Genomic DNA, 18,821 nt, shown 5'->3' with positions numbered 1-18,821 from the left:
AAAGTGTAGGAAGTTAGCATCCCGGTACAGCTCGGACTGTTTGAGAGAAATGATTTTAGCCGCGAGCTCGTCACCGAGTGCATGAGCAGGCTTGCAATTCGTGTTCTTGTGAATCAGAACCGCAGGCCCTTCCTGGATAAATCCTTTCTTTAATCTGATTACCTGGCGATTGCTTAAGCCTAGACTAGATGCAGCCTGTGCAAGGGTAAAATCTCCGTCAACAAGCTTTTGCAATATGGTGTACCTGTTTAGTTGTTTTTGGGACAATTGATAATGCACCTCGTTGTTCATAGTGACATTTTATCGCGATAATCTACAAGGTGACATTATCACAAGTTAAACACAGTAAGCCAGCGGAGTGCTTGACAAAAACAGAGATACAAGATAAAATTATAATAAAATTGAAGGGATTCCAAAAGGGGAGTAGCTTGCTAGGGTTGGCGTCAACAACCGATGCATGGGCATCTGGCGCGGCCGTTGGTTTAAAGCCAATAAGCGAGACCTTTGGTATGTATAAGCGTACCAAATGGTCTCTTTTTTGCATATGTGAACCTGACAACCGGGAGAGTCTCTGTTTATTTGCATAAAAAAGGATTTCGAATGCTATAAATAGAAAAAGATACCAAAAATTGTTTGTCGGGAGGAATCAAAGTGGAGCGGGATCAGCTTGTTAGTGAAACCATAGAACGGTATGAAACCTATATTAATCCTTCCATGGCCAGGCTATTCCGGTTTATGGGGTTGGCAACCATAGAATGGGAAGCGGCAGGAGATATTATCAAAGATATTGACGGCAAGGAATATATTGATTGCCTGGGAGGATACGGCGTGTTCAGCCTGGGTCACCGTCACCCCAAGGTGGTTGCGGCGGTAAAAGAGCAAATTGACCGCATGCCTTTATCCAGTAAGGTACTTTTTTCCAAACCCATGGCCGACCTGGCGGCCCTGCTGGCCGATATAACACCGGGAGATTTACGGTATAGTTTTATTGTCAATAGCGGCACGGAAGCGGTGGAAGGCGCTTTAAAACTGGCCCGCATTCATACGGGCCGCACCAAAATTGTTGCCACGCTGAATTCGTTTCATGGCAAAACGATGGGCGCTCTTAGCGCTACCGGGCGGGATATGTTCCGCGAGCCGTTTCAGCCGCTGCTGGAGGGTTTTGTGCATGTTCCGTTCGGTCAGATTGAGGCAATGGAGCAAGTTGTTGATGCGGATACGGCGGCTGTAATCCTTGAGCCGATTCAGGGAGAGGGCGGCATTATCGTACCGCCGTCCGGCTATTTGGCGGCGGTGAGAGCCCTCTGCGACAAGCACGGCGCCTTGTTGATTTGTGATGAAGTACAGACCGGGCTGGGACGAACCGGAAAAATGTTTGCTGTCGAGCACGAGCAGGTTGTGCCTGATATTCTGACCACGGCCAAGGCGCTTGGTGGCGGCGTTATGCCTATCGGCGCCTTTACAGCCCGGGAAAAGGTATGGGATAAATATATTGTCAGTCCTCTTTTGCATACTACCACTTTTGGCGGCAATCCGCTGGCCTGTGCGGCGGCTGTCGCGGCAATCCAGGCGATTCAGGAGGAACATTTGGTCGAGCGGTCCGCCCGGATGGGAACCTATTTTATGAGCCGGCTGCAAATGATCCGGGAACGCTATCCTGACGTAATTCAGACGGTGCGGGGAAAAGGCCTGATGATCGGGTTGGAACTTACCAAGGAAGGGATTGGCGGCCTGTTAATGTCCGAATTGATTGCGCAGGGTGTTTTGGTTGCATATACCCTGAATAATCCGAAAGTCATCCGGATTGAACCGCCTTTAATGATTACCGAGGAAAATATAAATAAAGTCATTGCCATTCTTGCCAAGGGAGTGGCAACCGCACACGACATGATTGATGAATTATGATTTGTTAAGGAGGAAAAACCTATGCCATATGTCGAAGTATCATTGCCGGTATACTGCGAACGGCAAAAAGTATATCCTTTATTGAAGGAAATGGAAAAATATCCTGAATTTATGCCTGATTTAGTCAGTGTGGAAGTGATGGAACGGACAGAAAATACGACGGTAACAAAATGGGTATCCAACGTTGACGGCCGTATTATCAAATGGACGGAAAAAGACATTTTTGATGATGAAAATATGCATATCGCCTATCAGCAAATCGAGGGGGATTTGAAAAAGTTCCAGGGAGAGTGGATATTGACGCCTTTTGACGGGGGAACGGAAATTAAATTAACCGTGGATTTTGAGTTTGGAATTCCCATGATTGCCGGTTTGTTGAATCCGATTTTAAAAAAGAAGGTACGGTTAAATAGCGAAAATATGCTGAATGCAATTAAGGAAAAAGTGGAAATGCCTGCTTAATACCATTTTTTTCTTGAAAGGGGTGATGTGGACGAGTTGCGGAAAAGAGATACTAAGATAAGAGATTATTCGATTAGTACAGCTACGGAGGTGGCAAAATGAATACATTAAAAACGACTGTGTTATTAGCAGCACTGACGGGACTGCTTTTGGCCGTGGGAGACTTTTTCGGCGGCACCAAAGGTATGACGATCATGTTTTTTGTCTCGATGATGATGAACTTCTCCAGTTACTGGTTTAGCGATAAAATTGTGCTTAGTATGTACGGGGCTCGGGAAGTTACGCCGCAACAGGCGCCGGATCTGGTCCGTATGGTTGCGGGATTGGCGCAGAAAGCCAAGATTCCTATGCCGAAGGTGTATATTATCGATACGGATGTGCCGAATGCCTTTGCGACCGGCAGAGACCCCGAGCATGCTGCGGTTGCGGCAACTACCGGAATTATGCGGGCTCTCAGTTATGAAGAACTGGAAGGAGTCATGGCGCATGAATTATCCCATGTGAAACACCGGGATACGCTAATTAGTACCGTGGTAGCAACCATTGCGGGGATCATTACCATGATCGGGCATATTGCCCAGTGGGCGGCTCTTTTCGGGGGCGGCCGCAGCAATGATGATGATAACGGAGCCGGCGGAATTGTGGGCTATATCTTCCTGATTGTACTGGCGCCGCTGGCGGCAACATTGATCCAGCTTGGCATATCCCGGTCACGGGAGTATATGGCCGATGAATCGGGCGGCAGACTGTCCGGCAATCCGCTGGCTTTGGCCAGTGCTTTGCAAAAGATAGAGCACTATGCCCAGCACCGCGTAATGCCGGACGCTACGCCGGCCACGTCGCATCTGTTTATCATCAATCCATTCAGCGGCGGCGGAGACTGGATGATGAGCCTGTTTAGTACGCATCCGTCGACAACACAGCGGGTTGCCCGCTTGCAGGAACTGGCAAAGCAGATACGGTAATTTTTTAACAGCCACTAAAAAATAATAGTGGCTGTTTTTTATATGATTTTCAGACGGATTTGCCCGCGCCCTGCGCTCTGCGCCAAGAGCCGAAAGATATATATTGACTTTCCCTGCTGATTTGTTAAAATTTATTTGGTTGATTTTATATTTAAAGGAGGTATATGATGAGTTGAACGCCTTAGGTCGCCACATTCTGGCAGAGTTTTATGGCTGCAATGCCAATATCCTGAACGATGTGGAGAAAGTTGAGACCGTAATGGTGAATGCTGCTTTAGAAGCGGGAGCCGAAGTACGGGAAGTGGCTTTTCACAAGTTCAGCCCACAGGGAGTTAGTGGAGTGGTAGTCATATCTGAGTCGCATCTGGCGATTCATACTTGGCCGGAGTTAAGGTACGCGGCAATTGATGTGTTCACTTGCGGTGATCGGGTGAATCCATGGGATGCCTGCCATTATCTGGTGGAAAGTCTTCAGGCAACGGAAGTAGATTCGACAGAAGTTCAGCGTGGTAAATTAAAGGAACTAAATGCGCAAAAAGTATCTTAAGGAGGGGTTTTTATTCTCCTGGTTGTAAATCGGAAAGACGTGATTCATTAGTTTCCATGACAGCATACCTGCCGTCATGGAATTTTTTTTACTTTTTGACAGTTGCCGTAGCTGTCCATATAATGGTAATGGATAGTAAATTATTCTTTGCCGCAGACTAAGCTATATTAAAAGGAGGTAATATTGCCTATGGACAAAACTTTGCAATGGCTGCAGGAAATATCGGAAGCACCGGGTGTGTCCGGTTTTGAGGGAAAAGTGAAAGCCTTGCTGACGGCTAAGCTGGGGAATATTGCCGAAGTTTCCCATGACAAGATTGGCAGTGTTATTTTCCGGAAAGCAGGTTCCCAACCGGGCCCTAAAATTATGCTGGCCAGTCATATGGACGAGATCGGCTTTATGGTAAAATCAATTACCAAAGAGGGATTTTTGAAGTTTGCCACGCTGGGCGGCTGGTGGGAACAGGTTATGCTTGGCCAAAGGGTCACTGTTTTCACTTCCCGCGGTGAACTGCCCGGTGTGATTGGCAGTAAACCGCCCCATATTTTGACCCCGGAAGAGCGCAAAAAGGTAGTGCAAAAAAGGGAAATGTTTATCGATGTAGGCGCTGCCGGCGAGGCAGAGGCCAAAGAAAGTTTTGGCATCCGGCCGGGAGACCCGATCGTTCCCTCCAGCACGTTTGCCGTGATGGCGAATGAGAAATACCTCATGTCCAAGGCATGGGACAACCGGATTGGCTGTGCCGTTATGGCTGACGTAATGGAAAAATTACAGTATGAGCTCCATCCGAATGTGGTGTTTGGGGTAGGAACGGTGCAGGAAGAAGTCGGTCTGCGGGGCGCTCAAACCAGCGTGAGTACGGTAAATCCGGATATCGCTTTTGCAGTGGATACTTGTATTGCCGGTGACACACCGGGGATAACGGAAGATCAGGCGGCAAGCAAATTGGGCAAGGGCGTAGCCATTTCCATATACGATTCCAGCATGGTTCCTCATACTAAACTTCGTAATTTTGTAATCCGGGTTGCCGAGGAAAATCACATTCCCTTTCAGTTGGATTTTATGGAAGGCGGCGGTACGGATGCAGGGAAAATCCATGTTCATTCTCAAGGCGTGCCCAGCCTGGTACTGTCGATTCCCACCCGGTATATCCATAGTCATAACAGTGTTATTCACCGTGACGATTATGAGGCGGCCGTGCAGTTGCTGCTTGGAGTTGTGAAAAAAGTAGACGAGTCTGTCTATAAAGAGCTGACGGAAAACTGATTTTCAGTGCCTAATAAAAATTAAATGATTGCGGGGAGATGCTTATGGAGGAAACTTTGGTTTTAGTTAAGCCCGACGGGGTTGCCCGCGGCCTGACCGGGGAGATTATCGCCCGGTTTGAACGGCGCGGGTTGCAAATTGCCGGACTTAAAATGCTGCGTTTGTCCCGGGCTCAGGCGGAAAAACACTATGAGGAACACACCGGTAAACCGTTTTTTGCGGGATTAGTGGATTTTATTACTTCGGGTCCGTTGGTTGCCATGGTTGTCAGGGGAGAAAGTGCGGTTAAAGTAGTCCGGTCCATGATGGGAGCCACCAACCCGGTTGAAGCGGCCCCCGGTACGATTCGCGGCGAGTTTGCCCTTGCTATGAGCCGGAATGTGATTCACGGCTCGGACAGTGTGCAAAGCGCTAAACGGGAAATTAGCCTTTTTTTTGGCGAGCATGAGGTGTTGAAGTGAAATGGTGAAAGTATATACGAAGACGGGCGATGACGGTACAACCGGTCTTTTAACCGGGCAAAGGGTGTCCAAAGATAGTTTGCGGGTGGAAGCCTATGGAACGGTTGATGAGGTAAATTCCGCTTTAGGCATGGCCAGAGCGCTATGCACCGACACGGAAGTACGTCAAACGATTCACAATTTGCAAAAGCTATTAATGTTGCTTATGGCGGAAATTGCCAGTCAGGATGCCGGAAAGTCCTTTGTTCATTCCGAACATAGTATTACTTTGGAGCAACAGATTGATCATTTTGACGCGAAATTGCCGCCGTTAAATCATTTTATTGTTCCCGGAGATACGCCGGGAGCGGCGGCGCTTGATTTAGCCCGCACCGTGACCCGCCGGGCCGAGCGGTGTGTTCTTAGATTATCCCATGAGGAACCGGTAAACGAGCAGGTGCGGATTGTTTTAAACCGTTTATCGGACTTGTGTTTTGTCTTATCACGCATGGAAAGCCAGGAAAGAGGATGAAATTATGCCGATTTATGAGTTTACGTGTAAAAACTGCGGTGAATCGTTTGAACAATTGTGTCCGGTAAACTGGCGGGGAGCGGTTACCTGCCCTAACTGTAAAGCGGATAATTTGGAGAAAATGATTTCCCGTTTTAATGGTGCCGGGTCCAGTTCGGGCTGCGGGTCCTGTTCGGGGAAAAATTGCGGCAGTTGCAAGTAAAAAACGACACGCTCTTATGGGGTGCCACATATACTATAACGAGCATTACATAGTGTTAAGTAGCAAGGGGGCGAGAGCGGTGAAAATAAGAATCTATAGTATGGTTGTCCCGAAACCGCTGCGTAGAATTGTACGCGTCTTTTGCCGGTGATGATAGAAAATAAAATACGGTTCTAAAAGGCTGCCTCTGCGGAGGCAGTCCTTTTATTAACCTCCGCTTATGACAAGACGATCCTTCTGCCTGGATTATTCGCCCAAAATGATTCCCAGATAGTTTCCCTGCGCCCCGAGCCCTGCGCCAAGAGCCGAAAAACGCGTCAGCGGTTTTTCTTAGCTATAGCTGGTATAAAAGGGATATATACCCATATAATAATCAATAAATTAACCACAAATCGCCTGAAAAGCAGGAAAATTTACAGTTGACAGAGAATTGTAAAAATTAAATTTTCACACTATGCAGGATTTGTGTGGACAGGAAATTTGCCAGAGGAGGGACAGATTTTGAAAGAGTACAAAAGTGACAGGATAAGAAATGTAGGGATCGTTGCTCACGGCGGAGCCGGGAAGACATCGTTGAGCGAGGCTTTCTTATTCAATGCCGGAGCAACCAACCGGCTGGGCCGGGTAGACGACGGCTCGGCAATTACCGATTTTGAACCGGAAGAAATGAAAAGAAAAGTCACGATTAGTGCCGCGTTGGCCCCGTGTGAATGGCATGAAAATAAAATGAATTTTATTGATACTCCCGGCTATGCCGATTTTGTTGCCGAGGTAAAAGGAGTATTGCGGGCTGTGGAAAGTGTGGTCGTTGTATTATGTGCTGCGGCCGGAGTGGAAGTAGAGACGGAAAAAGTCTGGGGTTATGCCGCTGATTTGGGTCTGCCCCGCATAGCGTTTATAAATAAAATGGACCGTGAAAACGCTGATTTTCAGGGAGTTCTCCATAGTATGAAAGAGAAATTGGGCGGGACCATTGTGCCGCTTCAATTGCCAATTGGTGCTGTAGATACGTTTAAAGGCGTTGTTGATTTAGTTACAATGAAAGCGTACATCCCTGCCAATAGTCAGGGAATACAATACTCTGAAGCAGAAATCCCCTCCGACCTGGTAACGCAGGCACAAGAAGCAAGACTGGCTCTGATTGAAGCGGCCGCGGAAACAGACGACGAATTATTGACTAAATATTTGGATGGAGAAGAACTGACAGATGAAGAAATAAAACGGGGTCTTGTAAAAGGAATTTCTCAAGGCTCGTTTTGTCCGGTGTTATGTGGATCGGCTTACAAAAATATTGGAGTCCGGCAATTAATGGATGCCGTTGCGATGTATCTTCCTTCGCCGGAGAAAAAAATTGCCTCCGGGGGGCATCCTGCAACCAGGGAAACGATAGAACGCAACATTTCAGACCCTTTTTCAGCGCTGGTTTTTAAAACCACGGCGGACCCGTTTGTAGGCCGGTTGAGCTTTATTAGAATTTTTTCCGGCGCCATTAAGCCGGATAGCAGCTTATATAATGCGACCAAAGAAAAAACGGAGAGAATCGGCAGCATTTTTACATTGCGCGGTAAGCAGCAGGACCCGGTTAACGTTGCTAATGCCGGCGATATTGTTGTAGTGGCGAAATTACAAGAGGCTGCTACGGGCGATACGCTGTGCGATAAAGACAACCCGATTTTATTTGATCCCGTCAGCTATCCCAAACCTATGTTTATTATGAGTATTGAGGCGAAAAATAAAGGAGACGAAGATAAACTTGGCAATAGTCTTCACCGTATGGTAGATGAGGATGCAACCTTCCAGCTCGAAAAAAACAATGAGACCCATCAGCTCTTGGTAAAAGGTCTTAGTGATTTGCATCTGGACGTAATCGTAGAGAGAATGAAGCGGAAATTTGGGATTGACGTAAAGTTAAGTGAGCCTAAAATCCCGTATCGTGAAACGATCCGCTCCAGTGTGAAGGTGGAATATAAACACAAAAAGCAAAGCGGCGGACACGGACAATACGGACATGTCTGGCTGCAAATGGATCCCGTGGCTCCGGGAGGCGGCTTTGAATTTAGTGAAAGTATCTTCGGCGGCGCAGTGCCCCGGCAGTATTTCCCCGCCGTTGAGAAAGGAATCCGGGATGCATTGTCCAATGGTGTACTGGCGGGCTATCCGGTAACGGACATTAAGGTGAATTTGTTTGACGGGTCCTATCATGATGTGGATTCTTCGGAAATGGCTTTTAAGATTGCCGCTTCTTCGGCTTTTAAAAAGGGAGCGTTGCAGGCGAAACCGGTTTTGCTGGAGCCTGTTTATTCCGTAGAAGTAACCGTGCCGGAATCTTATATGGGCGATATTATCGGCGATTTTAACAGCAGACGCGGACGTATCTTAGGGATGGAACCGGTCGGTAAAGGATTGGGTGTTGTTAGGGCGCAGGTTCCCTTGACCGAAGTATTGCGGTATTCCATTGATTTACGGTCTATGACTCAAGGCCGGGGCCGTTTTGATATGACGTTTGATCACTATGAAGATGTGCCGCAACGGATTGCCGAAAACATCATTGCCAGTTATAAAAAGGAAAAGACAGAAGAATAAGAAGAAAAAAGCAGCAATCCGCTTATCCGGATTGCTGCTTTTTTTACGTTCAACATTATAAACAATGGTCGGGGCGACAGGATTCGAACCTGCGGCCTCTTAGTCCCGAACCAAGCGCGCTACCAAACTGCGCTACGCCCCGTTGACATCACAGTTATTAATTATACACAGGATACTTCTTTCTGTCAACCTATCTCTGCTGTTTTTTTTATTTTTATCTAATCTGAGAAATTTATAAAATTTACCGGCATTCAGAGAGTGAGAGCCGGGGTTCCAGGCGAAGTTCAAATGTTCGTGGCCAAGGCAGCTCTGTTTTAAGGGTCAGGGATGTTATAACTACTTTTTTTTCGCCGGCGGTGGTCTGTATGGGAAAAGGCCGCTGATAAAAAGCGGTTTGAAACAGGGTTTGCGCATTTGCCGCCATCTCAGACTGAATTTGTGCCTGTACTGGTTCGTAATGTTCGTCAAGATGATTGGGGTCAATGCCGAGTTCCCGCAGCTTTTTGTTAATGCGGGGCTCGGTATTTTTTTGATAGTACCAGTCTTCTAAAATACGGTTACTTAAAAATTCCAGGTTTTTTTTATATAATAATAATGTTGCGGCTGAATCAGGACTTCTTTTTAATGCCAGGGAAAAAATAGCGGCTTGTGTCAGCGCGGTTCCAATGGAATTACTGGCGGTATTCCAGCCGGCATAGGCGATTAACCGGGCAATATCGGCGTGCACCGACAGTAAATAGGGTAATAGCGTTTCCGATGCCTGAAAGGTTTCTCCCAAATCAACAAGGGCTACCTTATAACCGTGTTGTAAGAGGGATTGGACTTCCTGCGCAGCGGTTAGTAAATCCCGGTGGTTAGTCGTTGGAGTTCCTATATGAACATAGAGGATAAAATCGGCTTCCGCAGGATTTTCCACTTGTATGCCCCGGATTAAAGCGATCTTTTCCTCTACACAGCGAGCTACCGAGCACGGCATGTAAGGCATAATTTGTTGCGGCGCTGTTGGCTGGGAGTAAATTACTTTAATTCGCGGCCGCTGCCGGTAATTTTTCATTAGACTATAGCCAAGCAGGGTGACTGCCACTTCGTCGGTACCGCGGGTGATGAATAGGGAATTTGCCAACTGTGGTCTTTGGTCCAGATAGTGCTGGATGATTTCCCGGTTAATATTGGGAATGCCAAAGGGCTGACTGTCGTCTTGTCCTACGACTAAACCGGCAAGAAGCTGGTTTTTCAGCATATTGGCCAAGCGTAAATTAGTCAGCGTATTTTGTTGGTACATTGTCAGATAGCGGTTCAACAGGCGGGACGGCAGTTGTTTTTCTAAATTGCTGAATTCGGCGATATCCAAAGGATTTTCAAAACAGGCGATTTCGTCTTTTAAAATGGAGTAACGCAGCATTTTATCACGGTACAAGCCATTGCTGCGGTTATCGGCAATAATGAGCCGGGGGATGATCGTAAAAGCATAGACCGGGAGCCGGGGATTGTCTTGATGGATCGCGGCCAGAGTATTTATTGCCGCCTGCCGGTCAGCTTCCGTACCAACCGGCAGGCGAGACGCCAACAGTCCTCCGTGAATGAGCATGTCCGTCGAAACGATGGCGGCGTCAGCCTTGGGGCAATTGCGGGAAAGCCATTCCCGCAAAGCCGGACGGTTAGCCGGTCGTGTATAGGAATCCATGAGTTCGGCGGGAGGCATAATAATGGTTGCCTGCGCCAAGCCGGCAAGCTGCTGAACGAATTGAGTACAGGCAGGTCTGCTGTCAAGGGGCATTAGCAGAATTCTCATAGGTTTGGTGCTCTGAGCCGGGGAGACGGACTGGGTTATGCCGGTATGCCTGCCGGTGTGTTTGCCAAAGGGAAAAATAATCGTCAAGCCGGCGAGAAATAAAAAAATAAAGACGATAATTTTTTTCAGCATTATGGCACCTCGATAACAATTTGCGAGAAATTTGCTAAAAATTAAGGAGGATTCTGTCGATTACTATTTACTTTAGTGAAAATGTGTTAAAATATAGAATGGAATTGTGAGGCTTGTATGAGAATTATAACTGGAACTGCCAAAGGTGTTATTTTAAAGGGACCTGCCGGTAATGCAACCCGTCCTACTGCCGACAGAGTAAAGGAGTCTCTGTTCAGTATTCTCGGAAGTCGTATTATTGATGCCTCGGTTTTGGATTTGTTTGCCGGAACGGGTAATTTGGGTCTGGAAGCGCTCAGCCGGGGAGCGGAAAAAGCCGTATTTATCGACCAAAGCTTGCAGAGTGTGGCTTTGATTAAAGAGAATGCGAGACGCACGAAGTTAGCTGACCGGACCGAAATTTACAAAAATGATGTATTTAAGGCAATTGATAAATTGAGTCAAACGGGGCGGAGCTTTGATTTGATTTTTTGTGACCCGCCCTATAACCAGGGTCTGATAACGGCAGTGCTCGAAAAAGTGGCATTTTATACGATATTGAATCCGGAAGCCATGCTGATCATTGAACATTCAAGGCATGAAATGATAAACTCCGAGTTACCGTCTTTTCAAATTTTGCGGACGGAAAAATATGGCGAAACATTAGTTAGTTTTTTGTTATACAAAAGCGCGCTGGAGGGTTAACTGTGCGAATTGCTGTCTGTCCAGGAAGTTTTGATCCTGTTACCAACGGCCATCTTGATATTTTCGAACGGGCCAGTAAAATGTTTGATTTGTTAATTGTTGCTGTCTTTCAAAATCCGAATAAAAAGCCGTCTTTTTCCATGGAAGAACGCGTTGCCATGCTGGAAGCGGCTACCGCTCATATTCCGAACATTAAAGTGGATGGATTCTCCGGATTATTAACGGACTATGTCCGGCAGCAAGATACGAATATTATTATCCGGGGGCTAAGAGCGCTGAGTGATTTTGAATATGAGTTTCAGCGGGCGCTGCTTATTAAAAAAGTAGACCCGGTTATGGAGACAGTCTTTATTATGACCAGTAGTGAATATTCCTGTATCAGCTCGAGCGGAATCAAAGAACTGGCTATGTTCGGCGGCTCCATTACCGGCTTGGTTCCTGTCAGTGCCGAAGACAAGATCGTGCAGCGGTTAGCGGGGATTTGAGGCAATTTTAGAAAGCGGGAGAGGTACAGTATGACAATTGAAGAGATATTAGACGAAATGGAAAATGCTTTGCTGGATGCGGCGCGTCTTCCTTTAACCAATAAAAGAATTGTGGAGGAAGACGATTGGGCCCGTTTGCTGGATGACTTGCGGGAAGCTTTGCCCAATGAAATTATGGAGGCCAACCGCATAGTGAAGGAAAGACAGCGTATTTTGGAGGATGCGCAGAATCAGGCCCAAAATATTATTGATCAGGCCAAAGGTTATATTGCCAAGTTAACGGATGAGAACATTATAACCCAGCAAGCGCAGGAGCAAGCCAATGAGATTGTAGTCCAGGCCCGTAAAATGGCTAAAGATTTACAAAGTGATGCCGTTGCCTATGCCGGTGATGTATTTAATCAGTTGGAGTCGAGTTTGGAAAAGTCGCTGGAGATCGTCCGGCTTGGCCATGCCAATTTAGAGCAAGCGAAGAAAAATGAGTAAAAAGATAAGGAGCATTAAGCTCCTTATCTTTTTGCATAACTTATGATCCCCAGTAAGATTTGACACACTACGGATAGTAAAATTAATATTCCCATGAGCCAAAGAACTTGCTGCCCCATTTGCTCCATCCGGGTAATCCAAAAAGTAAGCGTATTGGTACCGCTCATATTGAACATAACCGGAACGCTTAAGCTCTTAGTCATAACATGGGCGGGGCCCAAAAAGAACAGTGTCAAAAGACCGGCCAAAATTGCGTGTAACAGGCGGGCAACCATATAGGGGCCCATACGAATTCCCGATTCAATGACGATGCTTGCTACCTGACCGTGAACCGACAAACCGCTCCAGGCAATAATCGCGCTGGCCATTGTCACTTTTTCAATAAGGGGGGCATTGGCTTGACTGGCCGCCAAGGTTCCTAAGTCAATCTCAAAAAGACCGCTAACCATGGATGAGGCTAAGCTGCTATGAAAGCCAATTGCATTTAGGAAGGTGGCGAACATACCGGTTAGCAGCGTGGTTAAGCCGGCAACGGAAATAATGCGCAAAAATACGGAGAAGAGAATGATGAACCCGCCGATTAGTAAAATGGTATTCATGGAGTTACGCACCGAATCTCCCAATAGCTGTCCTGTGGAGCGTTTGTCTTCCTGCCTGGCATTATATAAGGCGCGTAAAGCCCGTAGCAAAATATTTCCCTGCGAGACGGCAAGGGAAGGTTTGTGGCTGTCGCGGCTGCGTCCGTGAAAACGGAAAATAAAACCGACAAGAAAGCTGGATAAATAATGGGCTAAGGCAATGGTGGCTCCCAATTCCGGCATGCCAAACATGCCGACGGCTACTGCGCCAAACATAAACAAGGGATCGGCCGTATTGGTAAAGGAGAGCAGACGCTCTGCCTCCACGGCGGTACACATCTGGTTTTTGCGAAATTTGCAGGTAATTACCGCATCCATGGGATAACCGGAAGCCAGCCCCATAGACATGGCAAAAGCTCCAATGCCCGGAACATTAAACAGGGGGCGCATAAGCGGTTCCAGTAAGACGCCGATAAAGTGCACAACGCCGAATCCCATTAAGATTTCGGATAAAATAAAAAAAGGCAATAAAGAAGGAAAGACAACATTCCACCACAAATTTAATCCCAGGATGGCAGAGTCAAATGCATCTTTGGGATATACTATCATAGCGATAGTGATAAATACGGTACCAAATGCCATAAAATATGCTAGTAGCCGGGAACGATAGCGTTTGCCCCTGCCCCAAATCTTCATACAGCAATCTCCTCCTCTATCCCAGGCGGTTTGCTAATATATATATTGAGGGGGCCGAGGTAATATAACTAAATGACGGATGATAAAATTTTACGGGAGAGTGTGATCAGATGAGACCCAAAATCGGATTGGCACTTGGTTCGGGCGGGCTGCGCGGGTTGGTGCATGTTGGCGTATTAAATGTTTTGGAACGGGAAAAAATTCCGGTTGATTATATCGCCGGCTGCAGTATTGGCAGTCTGATTGGCGCCTTATATGCATCCGGCCTAAATACGGAGACGATCGTTAAGTTGGCGAAAAATTTGAAGCGGCGGCATTGGCTGGATTTTAGCATCCCCAAAATGGGAATTGTAGCCGGGGAAAGAATTTTAGAAATGATGCGTTTGCTGACCCGGCAGAAAAGTTTTGCCGAATTAACGATTCCCCTGGCTGTCGTTGCCACGGAATTAAATCATGGACGGGAAATTATTTTTACGGAAGGGAATGTCGCTCAGGCTGTACGGGCCAGTATCTCCGTGCCGGGTATTTTTATTCCTTTTGAACTGGACGGGATGTTACTGGTTGACGGGGCGGTGTTAAATCCGACGCCAATGGATGCGGTGCGAAAGATGGGCGCGGATATTGTGATTGCCGTCGATCTGGCTCATGCCGGCACAGTTTGCAATATTACCAATATGTTTGATGTCATTATCCAGTCCATTGATATTATGGAACGGGAACTTTTGAAACAACGGCAGGAATGCTGTGATGTTTTACTCCAGCCCGATGTGGCGCATATTTCACCAAGTTCGTTTGAGGCTATTGATGAATGTCTGGAAATCGGTGAACGGGTGGCGGAAGCGGCCCTGCCGCAAATTAAGTACTTATTGGAGTCGACGGAATGTAGACAGGAGAGTGGAGAAAGTCCCAACCCCCGGTATGCCAGTCCGGGTTAGGAAAACCGAATACATAGCTGTCACTGGCCAGCGTATCCAGGGCCAGCATGGATTGCAGGGGAGAAAGATCAAGGGTACTATTTCGCTGTTTACTGTTCAAAAAACCGGTTGTTTTGATTATGACGGGCAGAACAGCTTTTGACGTGATGTGTTTCAATAAGTTGCGCCCGTTCCTGTTAAAAGCAAGAACACGGATGTAAAGCGGACCGGTTTGGTCGCAGGAGATTAATTGCGCTTGTGTTGTTCCCAATAGGGCATGCATTAGGATTCGCTGTATGCGGGAAAAAGAGTAACGCCTGCTTTTGATTAACCCGGTCAGTTCAGAGACGCTCGTTGCCCTAAGCGCCGCTTCTTTAATTTTATAATGTAATCCCTCGGCTACATCCGGCAACTGCTGTAATTGATCAAGGGGCATGGTACGAATTGTATGCAGCAGGATGGCGGAAAAACGGTCAAACGTAACGGGGCCGCAGCCTTGCTGCAGCTTGTCCAGCAGAATATGTACGCTGGATGGCGGCATCACACCGGTCAACAGCGCCATCAAGTCCTTTTCCTCTTTGTACGTAAGAACGGTTTGGCGAATGGCGGTCGCACTGGCAAAAGGTGTGGTCAACCGGTTAGCGTGATAGGGTGCGTATTGACGCTGTACGGGAACCGGCACCAGCGTGGGGGCAAATTGTTTTATCGCCCGTAAATATTCAAAAGCCAGGATATTATTTGGCGAGGCTACAAAATCTATATTTATACCGGCGTGTTTTTGCAAAGCTTTTCCCAAGGCAGCCGCATAGGACTGACCTGTTTTCAAATTATAACGCAAATCCTGTAACGTTTGTTCCTGTTGCATTACCCCGGCTACTTTGGTTAAAGCGGACAAATCGGCGTATTCCGCGCCGAAGCAGACATGACTGACGATGCCTAGAGAATGAAGCAGGCGGATTCCGCCTGCGGCAAAGTACTGGGCGCTGCGTACGGCAAATACGACAGGCAGCTCAATTACCAGGTCCACACCGGCCGATACGGCCATGGCGGCTCGCTGCCACTTGTCGATTATAGCCGGTTCGCCCCGCTGGACAAAGTGGCCGCTCATAACGGCAATTGCATAAGGACAACGGGATAGCTCTTTTGCCTTGGCGACTTGCCACTGGTGGCCATTATGAAAAGGATTATATTCTGCAATAATTCCAACTGCCTGCATAATCGGTTTTCCCTCCGCTGTTTGCGTCTATTTCTTTTTGGACAAAATAAGTCAAAATCCTGCCGTTTCCGTGCGAGAAAAAGGAAATATTGTACAATGCTTTTTCATTTTGCAGGGAAAATAATACTTATGGCGAATAAGATGCTTCATGGTCTAATGGTCTAACCATAACTTTAAGTTTTCACAGGGGGGTTCATAATGAAAATTTTAGTCGTGAACTGCGGCAGTTCTTCGATTAAGTATCAGCTCTTTGATATGACTGATGAATCAGTGCTGGCCAAAGGTCTGGTTGAGCGGATCGGCATTGAGGGGTCTGTTCTGACTCATCAGCCGGCCGGCAAACCGAAAGCAGTGATTAATGCCGACATTAAAAACCACAGCATTGGAATTAAACTGGTTTTGGAAGCGTTAACAGACGCCAACCACGGTGTTATCGGCAGCATGAAAGAAATTGCCGCCGTGGGGCACCGGGTCGTGCACGCCGGCGAAAAATTTGCCGATTCCGTGTTAATCACGCCGGAAGTTATGAAAGCGCTGGATGAATGTATCGAAATGGCGCCGTTACATAATCCGCCTAATATTCTGGGAATCGAAGCGTGTGCGGAACTCATACCCGGCGTACCGCAAACCGGTGTTTTTGATACCGCTTTTCATCAAACAATGCCGAAACATGCCTTTTTATATGGACTGCCTTATGAAGCTTATGAGAAATACGGCTTGAGACGGTACGGCTTTCACGGTACGTCTCATAAATATGTTTCCCAGCGGGCTGCCGAGTTGATGGACGAACAGCTTACCAATTTACGGATTATTACTTGCCATTTGGGAAATGGCGCCAGTATTGCCGCCGTAAAATTTGGCAAATCGGTCGATACCAGCATGGGTTTTACCCCGTTGGAAGGGCTGGTTATGGGGACGCGCTGCGGTGAAATCGATCCCGCTATTATTCCGTACCTTATGAAAAAAGAAGGAATGACACCGGACCAAATTGACAGCTATTTGAATAAAAAATCGGGTGTATTAGGGGTATCCGGCGTATCCAGCGATTTTAGAGATATTGAAGAAGCCGCTGTCGCCGGCAATGACCGGGCTCAACTGGCCCTGGAAATGTTCGCCTACAAAGTTCGCAAATATATTGGCAGCTATGCCGCCGCTATGGGTGGAGCCGATGCCATTGTCTTTACCGCCGGACTGGGTGAAAATTCTGCCAGCATGCGGGATAAGATTTGTAATGGCCTTGAGTTTCTGGGAACCAGAATTGATCCGGTGAAGAATAATGTGCGCGGCAAAGCCCAGGAAATTAGTGTGGATGGAGCAAAGGTTAAGATCTTCATTATACCTACGAATGAAGAATTGGTGATTGCCCGGGATACAAAAACCATTTGCGCCGGGTTGGTGTAGTAATTCGCAGGTAGGGGCGGTTTTTTCGCCTCTACCTTTTTAGTTTTTGAGATTTCTTGACAAACTATAAGGGTATCGCTATAATAAATGAAGGTTGGGGTGGAAAATGATGAAAATTAATCTTTTGCCAATTAAAACACAGGTTGGATCTCATAAATCATTTTCATTTGTTGCTTCAGCCGGAGAACTTGGCATCCCTGGTGAACAGGATCATTTTGACGGGGATATAACCGTCAAAGGCCAGGTTATTAATTTGGGACCCGGATTCAAGGTGGAAGGGACGATTTACGCCAGGGCGGAGTACCCTTGCAATCGCTGCCTGGAACCTTTTTTTACGACTCTGGAAATTCCTTTTGAAGATGAATATCAGGAATCGCGTAATGAAACGGACGACCCCCAGGCGGAGGTAGCTTATTTCCAGGGGGATGAACTCGACTTGACGGATTTAATCCGTGAGAGCCTGCTTCTTGCCGAACCATTGCAAATCGTATGTTCGGAAAATTGCCGGGGGTTATGTTCACAATGCGGCGCCAATTTAAATGTGAAGGCATGTTCTTGTAAACGGAATGATATTGACCCGAGACTGGCCGCTTTGCAGCATTTTTTGGAACATAAGTAATATTGGTCAATTCCCGTTAAGGAGGTGGATAGGAATATGGCAGTACCTAAGCGTAAAATGTCGAAATCGCGCCGTGATAAACGCCGCGCTAATTGGAAATTAACGGCTCCCGGATTGGTAGAATGTCCGCAATGTCACGAAATGAAGTTGCCGCACCGCGTTTGTCCTGAATGTGGTCATTATAACGGCAAGGTTGTTGTAAAAGTAGAATAAATTTGTTAACGCTGAGCAAGATATAGGGCAATTAACCCTTATGATCTTGCTCATTATTTTTTTTCTTGCAACTTTAAGAGTAAGTGGCTATAATAATTACTAAGAATTGGTATTAGTACTTGTTTATAAAATTAGGTGATTATAATGGCGCGAGCACAAAAAAGATTACGACAGGAATTACTTAAAGAAAAATTACAGGAAACACCGTTTCTGACTGATGAAGAGCTGGCGGTGGTACTTGAGGTTAGCGTCCAGACCGTCCGGCTGGACCGTTTGGAGTTGGGAATCCCGGAACTTCGCGAGCGAACCAAGCAGATGGCGGAAGAAGCGCGGACCAAGCTCAAGGCAATTGCGAGCGGCGAAGTGATTGGTGAGCTAATTGACCTTGAATTGGGAAAGAGCGGTATTTCTGTTTTGAGTATAACACCGGATATGGTGTTTGAGAAAACGAAAGTTGTAAAAGGCCATTATATTTTTGCTCAAGCCAATTCGCTTGCTCTCGCCGTGATTGATGCCCCCGCCGCGGTGACAGGGGTTGCCAACATCAAGTTTAAAATGCCGGCTCATGTTGGTGAGAAGTTAATCGCGAAAGCGGAGGTAGTCAAAAAAAGAGGCAATAAATATTTTATTTGGGTAAAAACTAGGAACGATGCACACGAATTATTTCGTGCCAAATTTATTATGGCTTCATTGGAATCGTGAA

At 46.9% G+C, this 18,821-nt stretch carries 21 protein-coding genes and 1 tRNA gene; 17 read left to right on the top strand and 5 right to left on the bottom strand.

From position 1 onward, the window contains the following. On the bottom strand, window positions 1–291 hold a 291-nt coding region (locus tag LUCIF_RS04380; protein WP_207856954.1), incomplete at its 3' end, for a helix-turn-helix domain-containing protein. 360 nt (window positions 292–651) lie between these two features. Between LUCIF_RS04380 and LUCIF_RS04375 the strand changes: the two genes are divergently transcribed. The 9 genes from LUCIF_RS04375 (at window position 652) to fusA (ending at window position 8,902) form a co-directional block, all read left to right on the top strand. Further along, window positions 652–1,905, top strand: coding sequence for an aminotransferase class III-fold pyridoxal phosphate-dependent enzyme (locus tag LUCIF_RS04375; protein ID WP_207856953.1), 1,254 nt, complete (start codon window positions 652–654; stop codon window positions 1,903–1,905). Between the two features lie 21 nt (window positions 1,906–1,926). Then, entirely contained in the window at window positions 1,927–2,367 is a 441-nt protein-coding gene (locus tag LUCIF_RS04370) for a type II toxin-antitoxin system RatA family toxin (RefSeq protein ID WP_122626655.1), read from the top strand. Window positions 2,368–2,465: 98 nt separating this feature from the next. After that, on the top strand, window positions 2,466–3,332 hold the full coding sequence (gene htpX / locus LUCIF_RS04365) for a zinc metalloprotease HtpX (protein ID WP_122626654.1): 867 nt from the start codon (window positions 2,466–2,468) through the stop codon (window positions 3,330–3,332). 172 nt (window positions 3,333–3,504) lie between these two features. Then, window positions 3,505–3,879: an adenosylmethionine decarboxylase gene (speD, locus tag LUCIF_RS04360; protein ID WP_122626653.1), complete on the top strand. Its 375-nt coding sequence runs from the start codon at window positions 3,505–3,507 to the stop codon at window positions 3,877–3,879. Window positions 3,880–4,068: 189 nt separating this feature from the next. Continuing rightward, entirely contained in the window at window positions 4,069–5,145 is a 1,077-nt protein-coding gene (locus LUCIF_RS04355; protein WP_122626652.1) for a M42 family metallopeptidase, read from the top strand. Window positions 5,146–5,189: 44 nt separating this feature from the next. Further along, a complete protein-coding gene (ndk, locus tag LUCIF_RS04350; RefSeq protein WP_122626651.1) occupies window positions 5,190–5,606 on the top strand; it encodes a nucleoside-diphosphate kinase in 417 nt (138 codons plus the stop codon). A 1-nt stretch (window position 5,607) separates the two neighbouring features. After that, entirely contained in the window at window positions 5,608–6,117 is a 510-nt protein-coding gene (locus tag LUCIF_RS04345; protein ID WP_207856952.1) for a cob(I)yrinic acid a,c-diamide adenosyltransferase, read from the top strand. A gap of 4 nt (window positions 6,118–6,121) precedes the next feature. Continuing rightward, the gene (locus LUCIF_RS04340; RefSeq protein ID WP_122626650.1) at window positions 6,122–6,319 is read left to right on the top strand and encodes an FmdB family zinc ribbon protein; all 198 of its coding nucleotides are present in this window, start codon (window positions 6,122–6,124) and stop codon (window positions 6,317–6,319) included. A 501-nt stretch (window positions 6,320–6,820) separates the two neighbouring features. Further along, window positions 6,821–8,902 (top strand): elongation factor G, encoded by a 2,082-nt coding sequence (fusA, locus tag LUCIF_RS04335; RefSeq protein WP_122626649.1) that lies wholly within the window; start codon window positions 6,821–6,823, stop codon window positions 8,900–8,902. Between the two features lie 65 nt (window positions 8,903–8,967). On the opposite strand, the gene LUCIF_RS04330 is transcribed toward fusA, so the two are convergent. Next, window positions 8,968–9,044: transfer RNA gene (locus tag LUCIF_RS04330), tRNA-Pro, on the bottom strand. 99 nt (window positions 9,045–9,143) lie between these two features. Continuing rightward, entirely contained in the window at window positions 9,144–10,826 is a 1,683-nt protein-coding gene (locus LUCIF_RS04325; RefSeq protein ID WP_122626648.1) for a DUF4127 family protein, read from the bottom strand. 117 nt (window positions 10,827–10,943) lie between these two features. Here LUCIF_RS04325 and rsmD point away from each other — a divergent pair, with 117 nt between their 5' ends. The 3 genes from rsmD to LUCIF_RS04310 are packed head-to-tail and all read left to right on the top strand — an operon-like array spanning window position 10,944 to window position 12,481. Further along, window positions 10,944–11,510: a 16S rRNA (guanine(966)-N(2))-methyltransferase RsmD gene (rsmD, locus tag LUCIF_RS04320; protein ID WP_122626647.1), complete on the top strand. Its 567-nt coding sequence runs from the start codon at window positions 10,944–10,946 to the stop codon at window positions 11,508–11,510. Between the two features lie 2 nt (window positions 11,511–11,512). Beyond that, a complete protein-coding gene (gene coaD / locus LUCIF_RS04315; protein ID WP_122626646.1) occupies window positions 11,513–11,995 on the top strand; it encodes a pantetheine-phosphate adenylyltransferase in 483 nt (160 codons plus the stop codon). Between the two features lie 30 nt (window positions 11,996–12,025). Continuing rightward, entirely contained in the window at window positions 12,026–12,481 is a 456-nt protein-coding gene (locus LUCIF_RS04310) for an ATP synthase subunit B family protein (RefSeq protein WP_122626645.1), read from the top strand. A 23-nt stretch (window positions 12,482–12,504) separates the two neighbouring features. Here the strand turns inward: LUCIF_RS04310 and spoVV are convergent, their stop codons facing one another. Further along, window positions 12,505–13,755: a dipicolinic acid transporter SpoVV gene (gene spoVV / locus LUCIF_RS04305; RefSeq protein WP_122626644.1), complete on the bottom strand. Its 1,251-nt coding sequence runs from the start codon at window positions 13,753–13,755 to the stop codon at window positions 12,505–12,507. 110 nt (window positions 13,756–13,865) lie between these two features. On the opposite strand from spoVV, the gene LUCIF_RS04300 reads away from it, so the two are divergent. Continuing rightward, complete coding sequence (locus LUCIF_RS04300; RefSeq protein WP_122626643.1) at window positions 13,866–14,690, top strand: patatin-like phospholipase family protein; 825 nt, start codon at window positions 13,866–13,868, stop codon at window positions 14,688–14,690. Here the strand turns inward: LUCIF_RS04300 and LUCIF_RS04295 are convergent. Beyond that, complete coding sequence (locus tag LUCIF_RS04295; RefSeq protein ID WP_122626642.1) at window positions 14,611–15,885, bottom strand: nucleotidyltransferase; 1,275 nt, start codon at window positions 15,883–15,885, stop codon at window positions 14,611–14,613. The two genes, LUCIF_RS04300 and LUCIF_RS04295, sit on opposite strands and share 80 nt — an antisense overlap. Window positions 15,886–16,083: 198 nt before the next feature. Here LUCIF_RS04295 and LUCIF_RS04290 point away from each other — a divergent pair, with 198 nt between their 5' ends. From LUCIF_RS04290 to fapR, 4 genes are all read left to right on the top strand, one after another. Next, entirely contained in the window at window positions 16,084–17,286 is a 1,203-nt protein-coding gene (locus tag LUCIF_RS04290) for an acetate/propionate family kinase (RefSeq protein ID WP_122626641.1), read from the top strand. 106 nt (window positions 17,287–17,392) lie between these two features. Next, window positions 17,393–17,905 carry a YceD family protein gene (locus LUCIF_RS04285; protein WP_207856951.1) on the top strand — a complete coding sequence of 171 codons (513 nt, stop codon included), beginning with the start codon at window positions 17,393–17,395 and terminating at the stop codon, window positions 17,903–17,905. 36 nt (window positions 17,906–17,941) lie between these two features. Beyond that, window positions 17,942–18,118: a 50S ribosomal protein L32 gene (gene rpmF, locus LUCIF_RS04280; protein ID WP_122626639.1), complete on the top strand. Its 177-nt coding sequence runs from the start codon at window positions 17,942–17,944 to the stop codon at window positions 18,116–18,118. A gap of 144 nt (window positions 18,119–18,262) precedes the next feature. Beyond that, window positions 18,263–18,820: a transcription factor FapR gene (gene fapR, locus LUCIF_RS04275; RefSeq protein WP_165865882.1), complete on the top strand. Its 558-nt coding sequence runs from the start codon at window positions 18,263–18,265 to the stop codon at window positions 18,818–18,820. Window position 18,821: the final 1 nt, after the last annotated feature.

The organism is Allolucifera butyrica (genome assembly GCF_900476375.1).
Classification (GTDB): domain Bacteria; phylum Bacillota; class Negativicutes; order Sporomusales; family UPPP01; genus Lucifera; species Lucifera butyrica.
Note: the sequence above shows the minus strand (reverse complement) of the source record. Positions and strands in the feature narration are given on the sequence as shown.

Bases quoted from the DNA above. Each gene is read 5' to 3' on its own strand.
- rsmD (WP_122626647.1), top strand. From the start codon at position 10,944: ATGAGAATTATAACTGGAACTGCCAAAGGTGTTATTTTAAAGGGACCT.
- LUCIF_RS04300 (WP_122626643.1), top strand. From the start codon at position 13,866: ATGAGACCCAAAATCGGATTGGCACTTGGTTCGGGCGGGCTGCGCGGG.
- LUCIF_RS04310 (WP_122626645.1), top strand. From the start codon at position 12,026: ATGACAATTGAAGAGATATTAGACGAAATGGAAAATGCTTTGCTGGAT.
- LUCIF_RS04340 (WP_122626650.1), top strand. From the start codon at position 6,122: ATGCCGATTTATGAGTTTACGTGTAAAAACTGCGGTGAATCGTTTGAA.
- LUCIF_RS04290 (WP_122626641.1), top strand. From the start codon at position 16,084: ATGAAAATTTTAGTCGTGAACTGCGGCAGTTCTTCGATTAAGTATCAG.
- htpX (WP_122626654.1), top strand. From the start codon at position 2,466: ATGAATACATTAAAAACGACTGTGTTATTAGCAGCACTGACGGGACTG.
- LUCIF_RS04325 (WP_122626648.1), bottom strand. From the start codon at position 10,826: ATGCTGAAAAAAATTATCGTCTTTATTTTTTTATTTCTCGCCGGCTTG.
- rpmF (WP_122626639.1), top strand. From the start codon at position 17,942: ATGGCAGTACCTAAGCGTAAAATGTCGAAATCGCGCCGTGATAAACGC.
- LUCIF_RS04285 (WP_207856951.1), top strand. From the start codon at position 17,393: ATGATGAAAATTAATCTTTTGCCAATTAAAACACAGGTTGGATCTCAT.
- LUCIF_RS04295 (WP_122626642.1), bottom strand. From the start codon at position 15,885: ATGCAGGCAGTTGGAATTATTGCAGAATATAATCCTTTTCATAATGGC.
- spoVV (WP_122626644.1), bottom strand. From the start codon at position 13,755: ATGAAGATTTGGGGCAGGGGCAAACGCTATCGTTCCCGGCTACTAGCA.
- LUCIF_RS04355 (WP_122626652.1), top strand. From the start codon at position 4,069: ATGGACAAAACTTTGCAATGGCTGCAGGAAATATCGGAAGCACCGGGT.
- LUCIF_RS04345 (WP_207856952.1), top strand. From the start codon at position 5,608: ATGGTGAAAGTATATACGAAGACGGGCGATGACGGTACAACCGGTCTT.
- LUCIF_RS04370 (WP_122626655.1), top strand. From the start codon at position 1,927: ATGCCATATGTCGAAGTATCATTGCCGGTATACTGCGAACGGCAAAAA.
- ndk (WP_122626651.1), top strand. From the start codon at position 5,190: ATGGAGGAAACTTTGGTTTTAGTTAAGCCCGACGGGGTTGCCCGCGGC.
- fapR (WP_165865882.1), top strand. From the start codon at position 18,263: ATGGCGCGAGCACAAAAAAGATTACGACAGGAATTACTTAAAGAAAAA.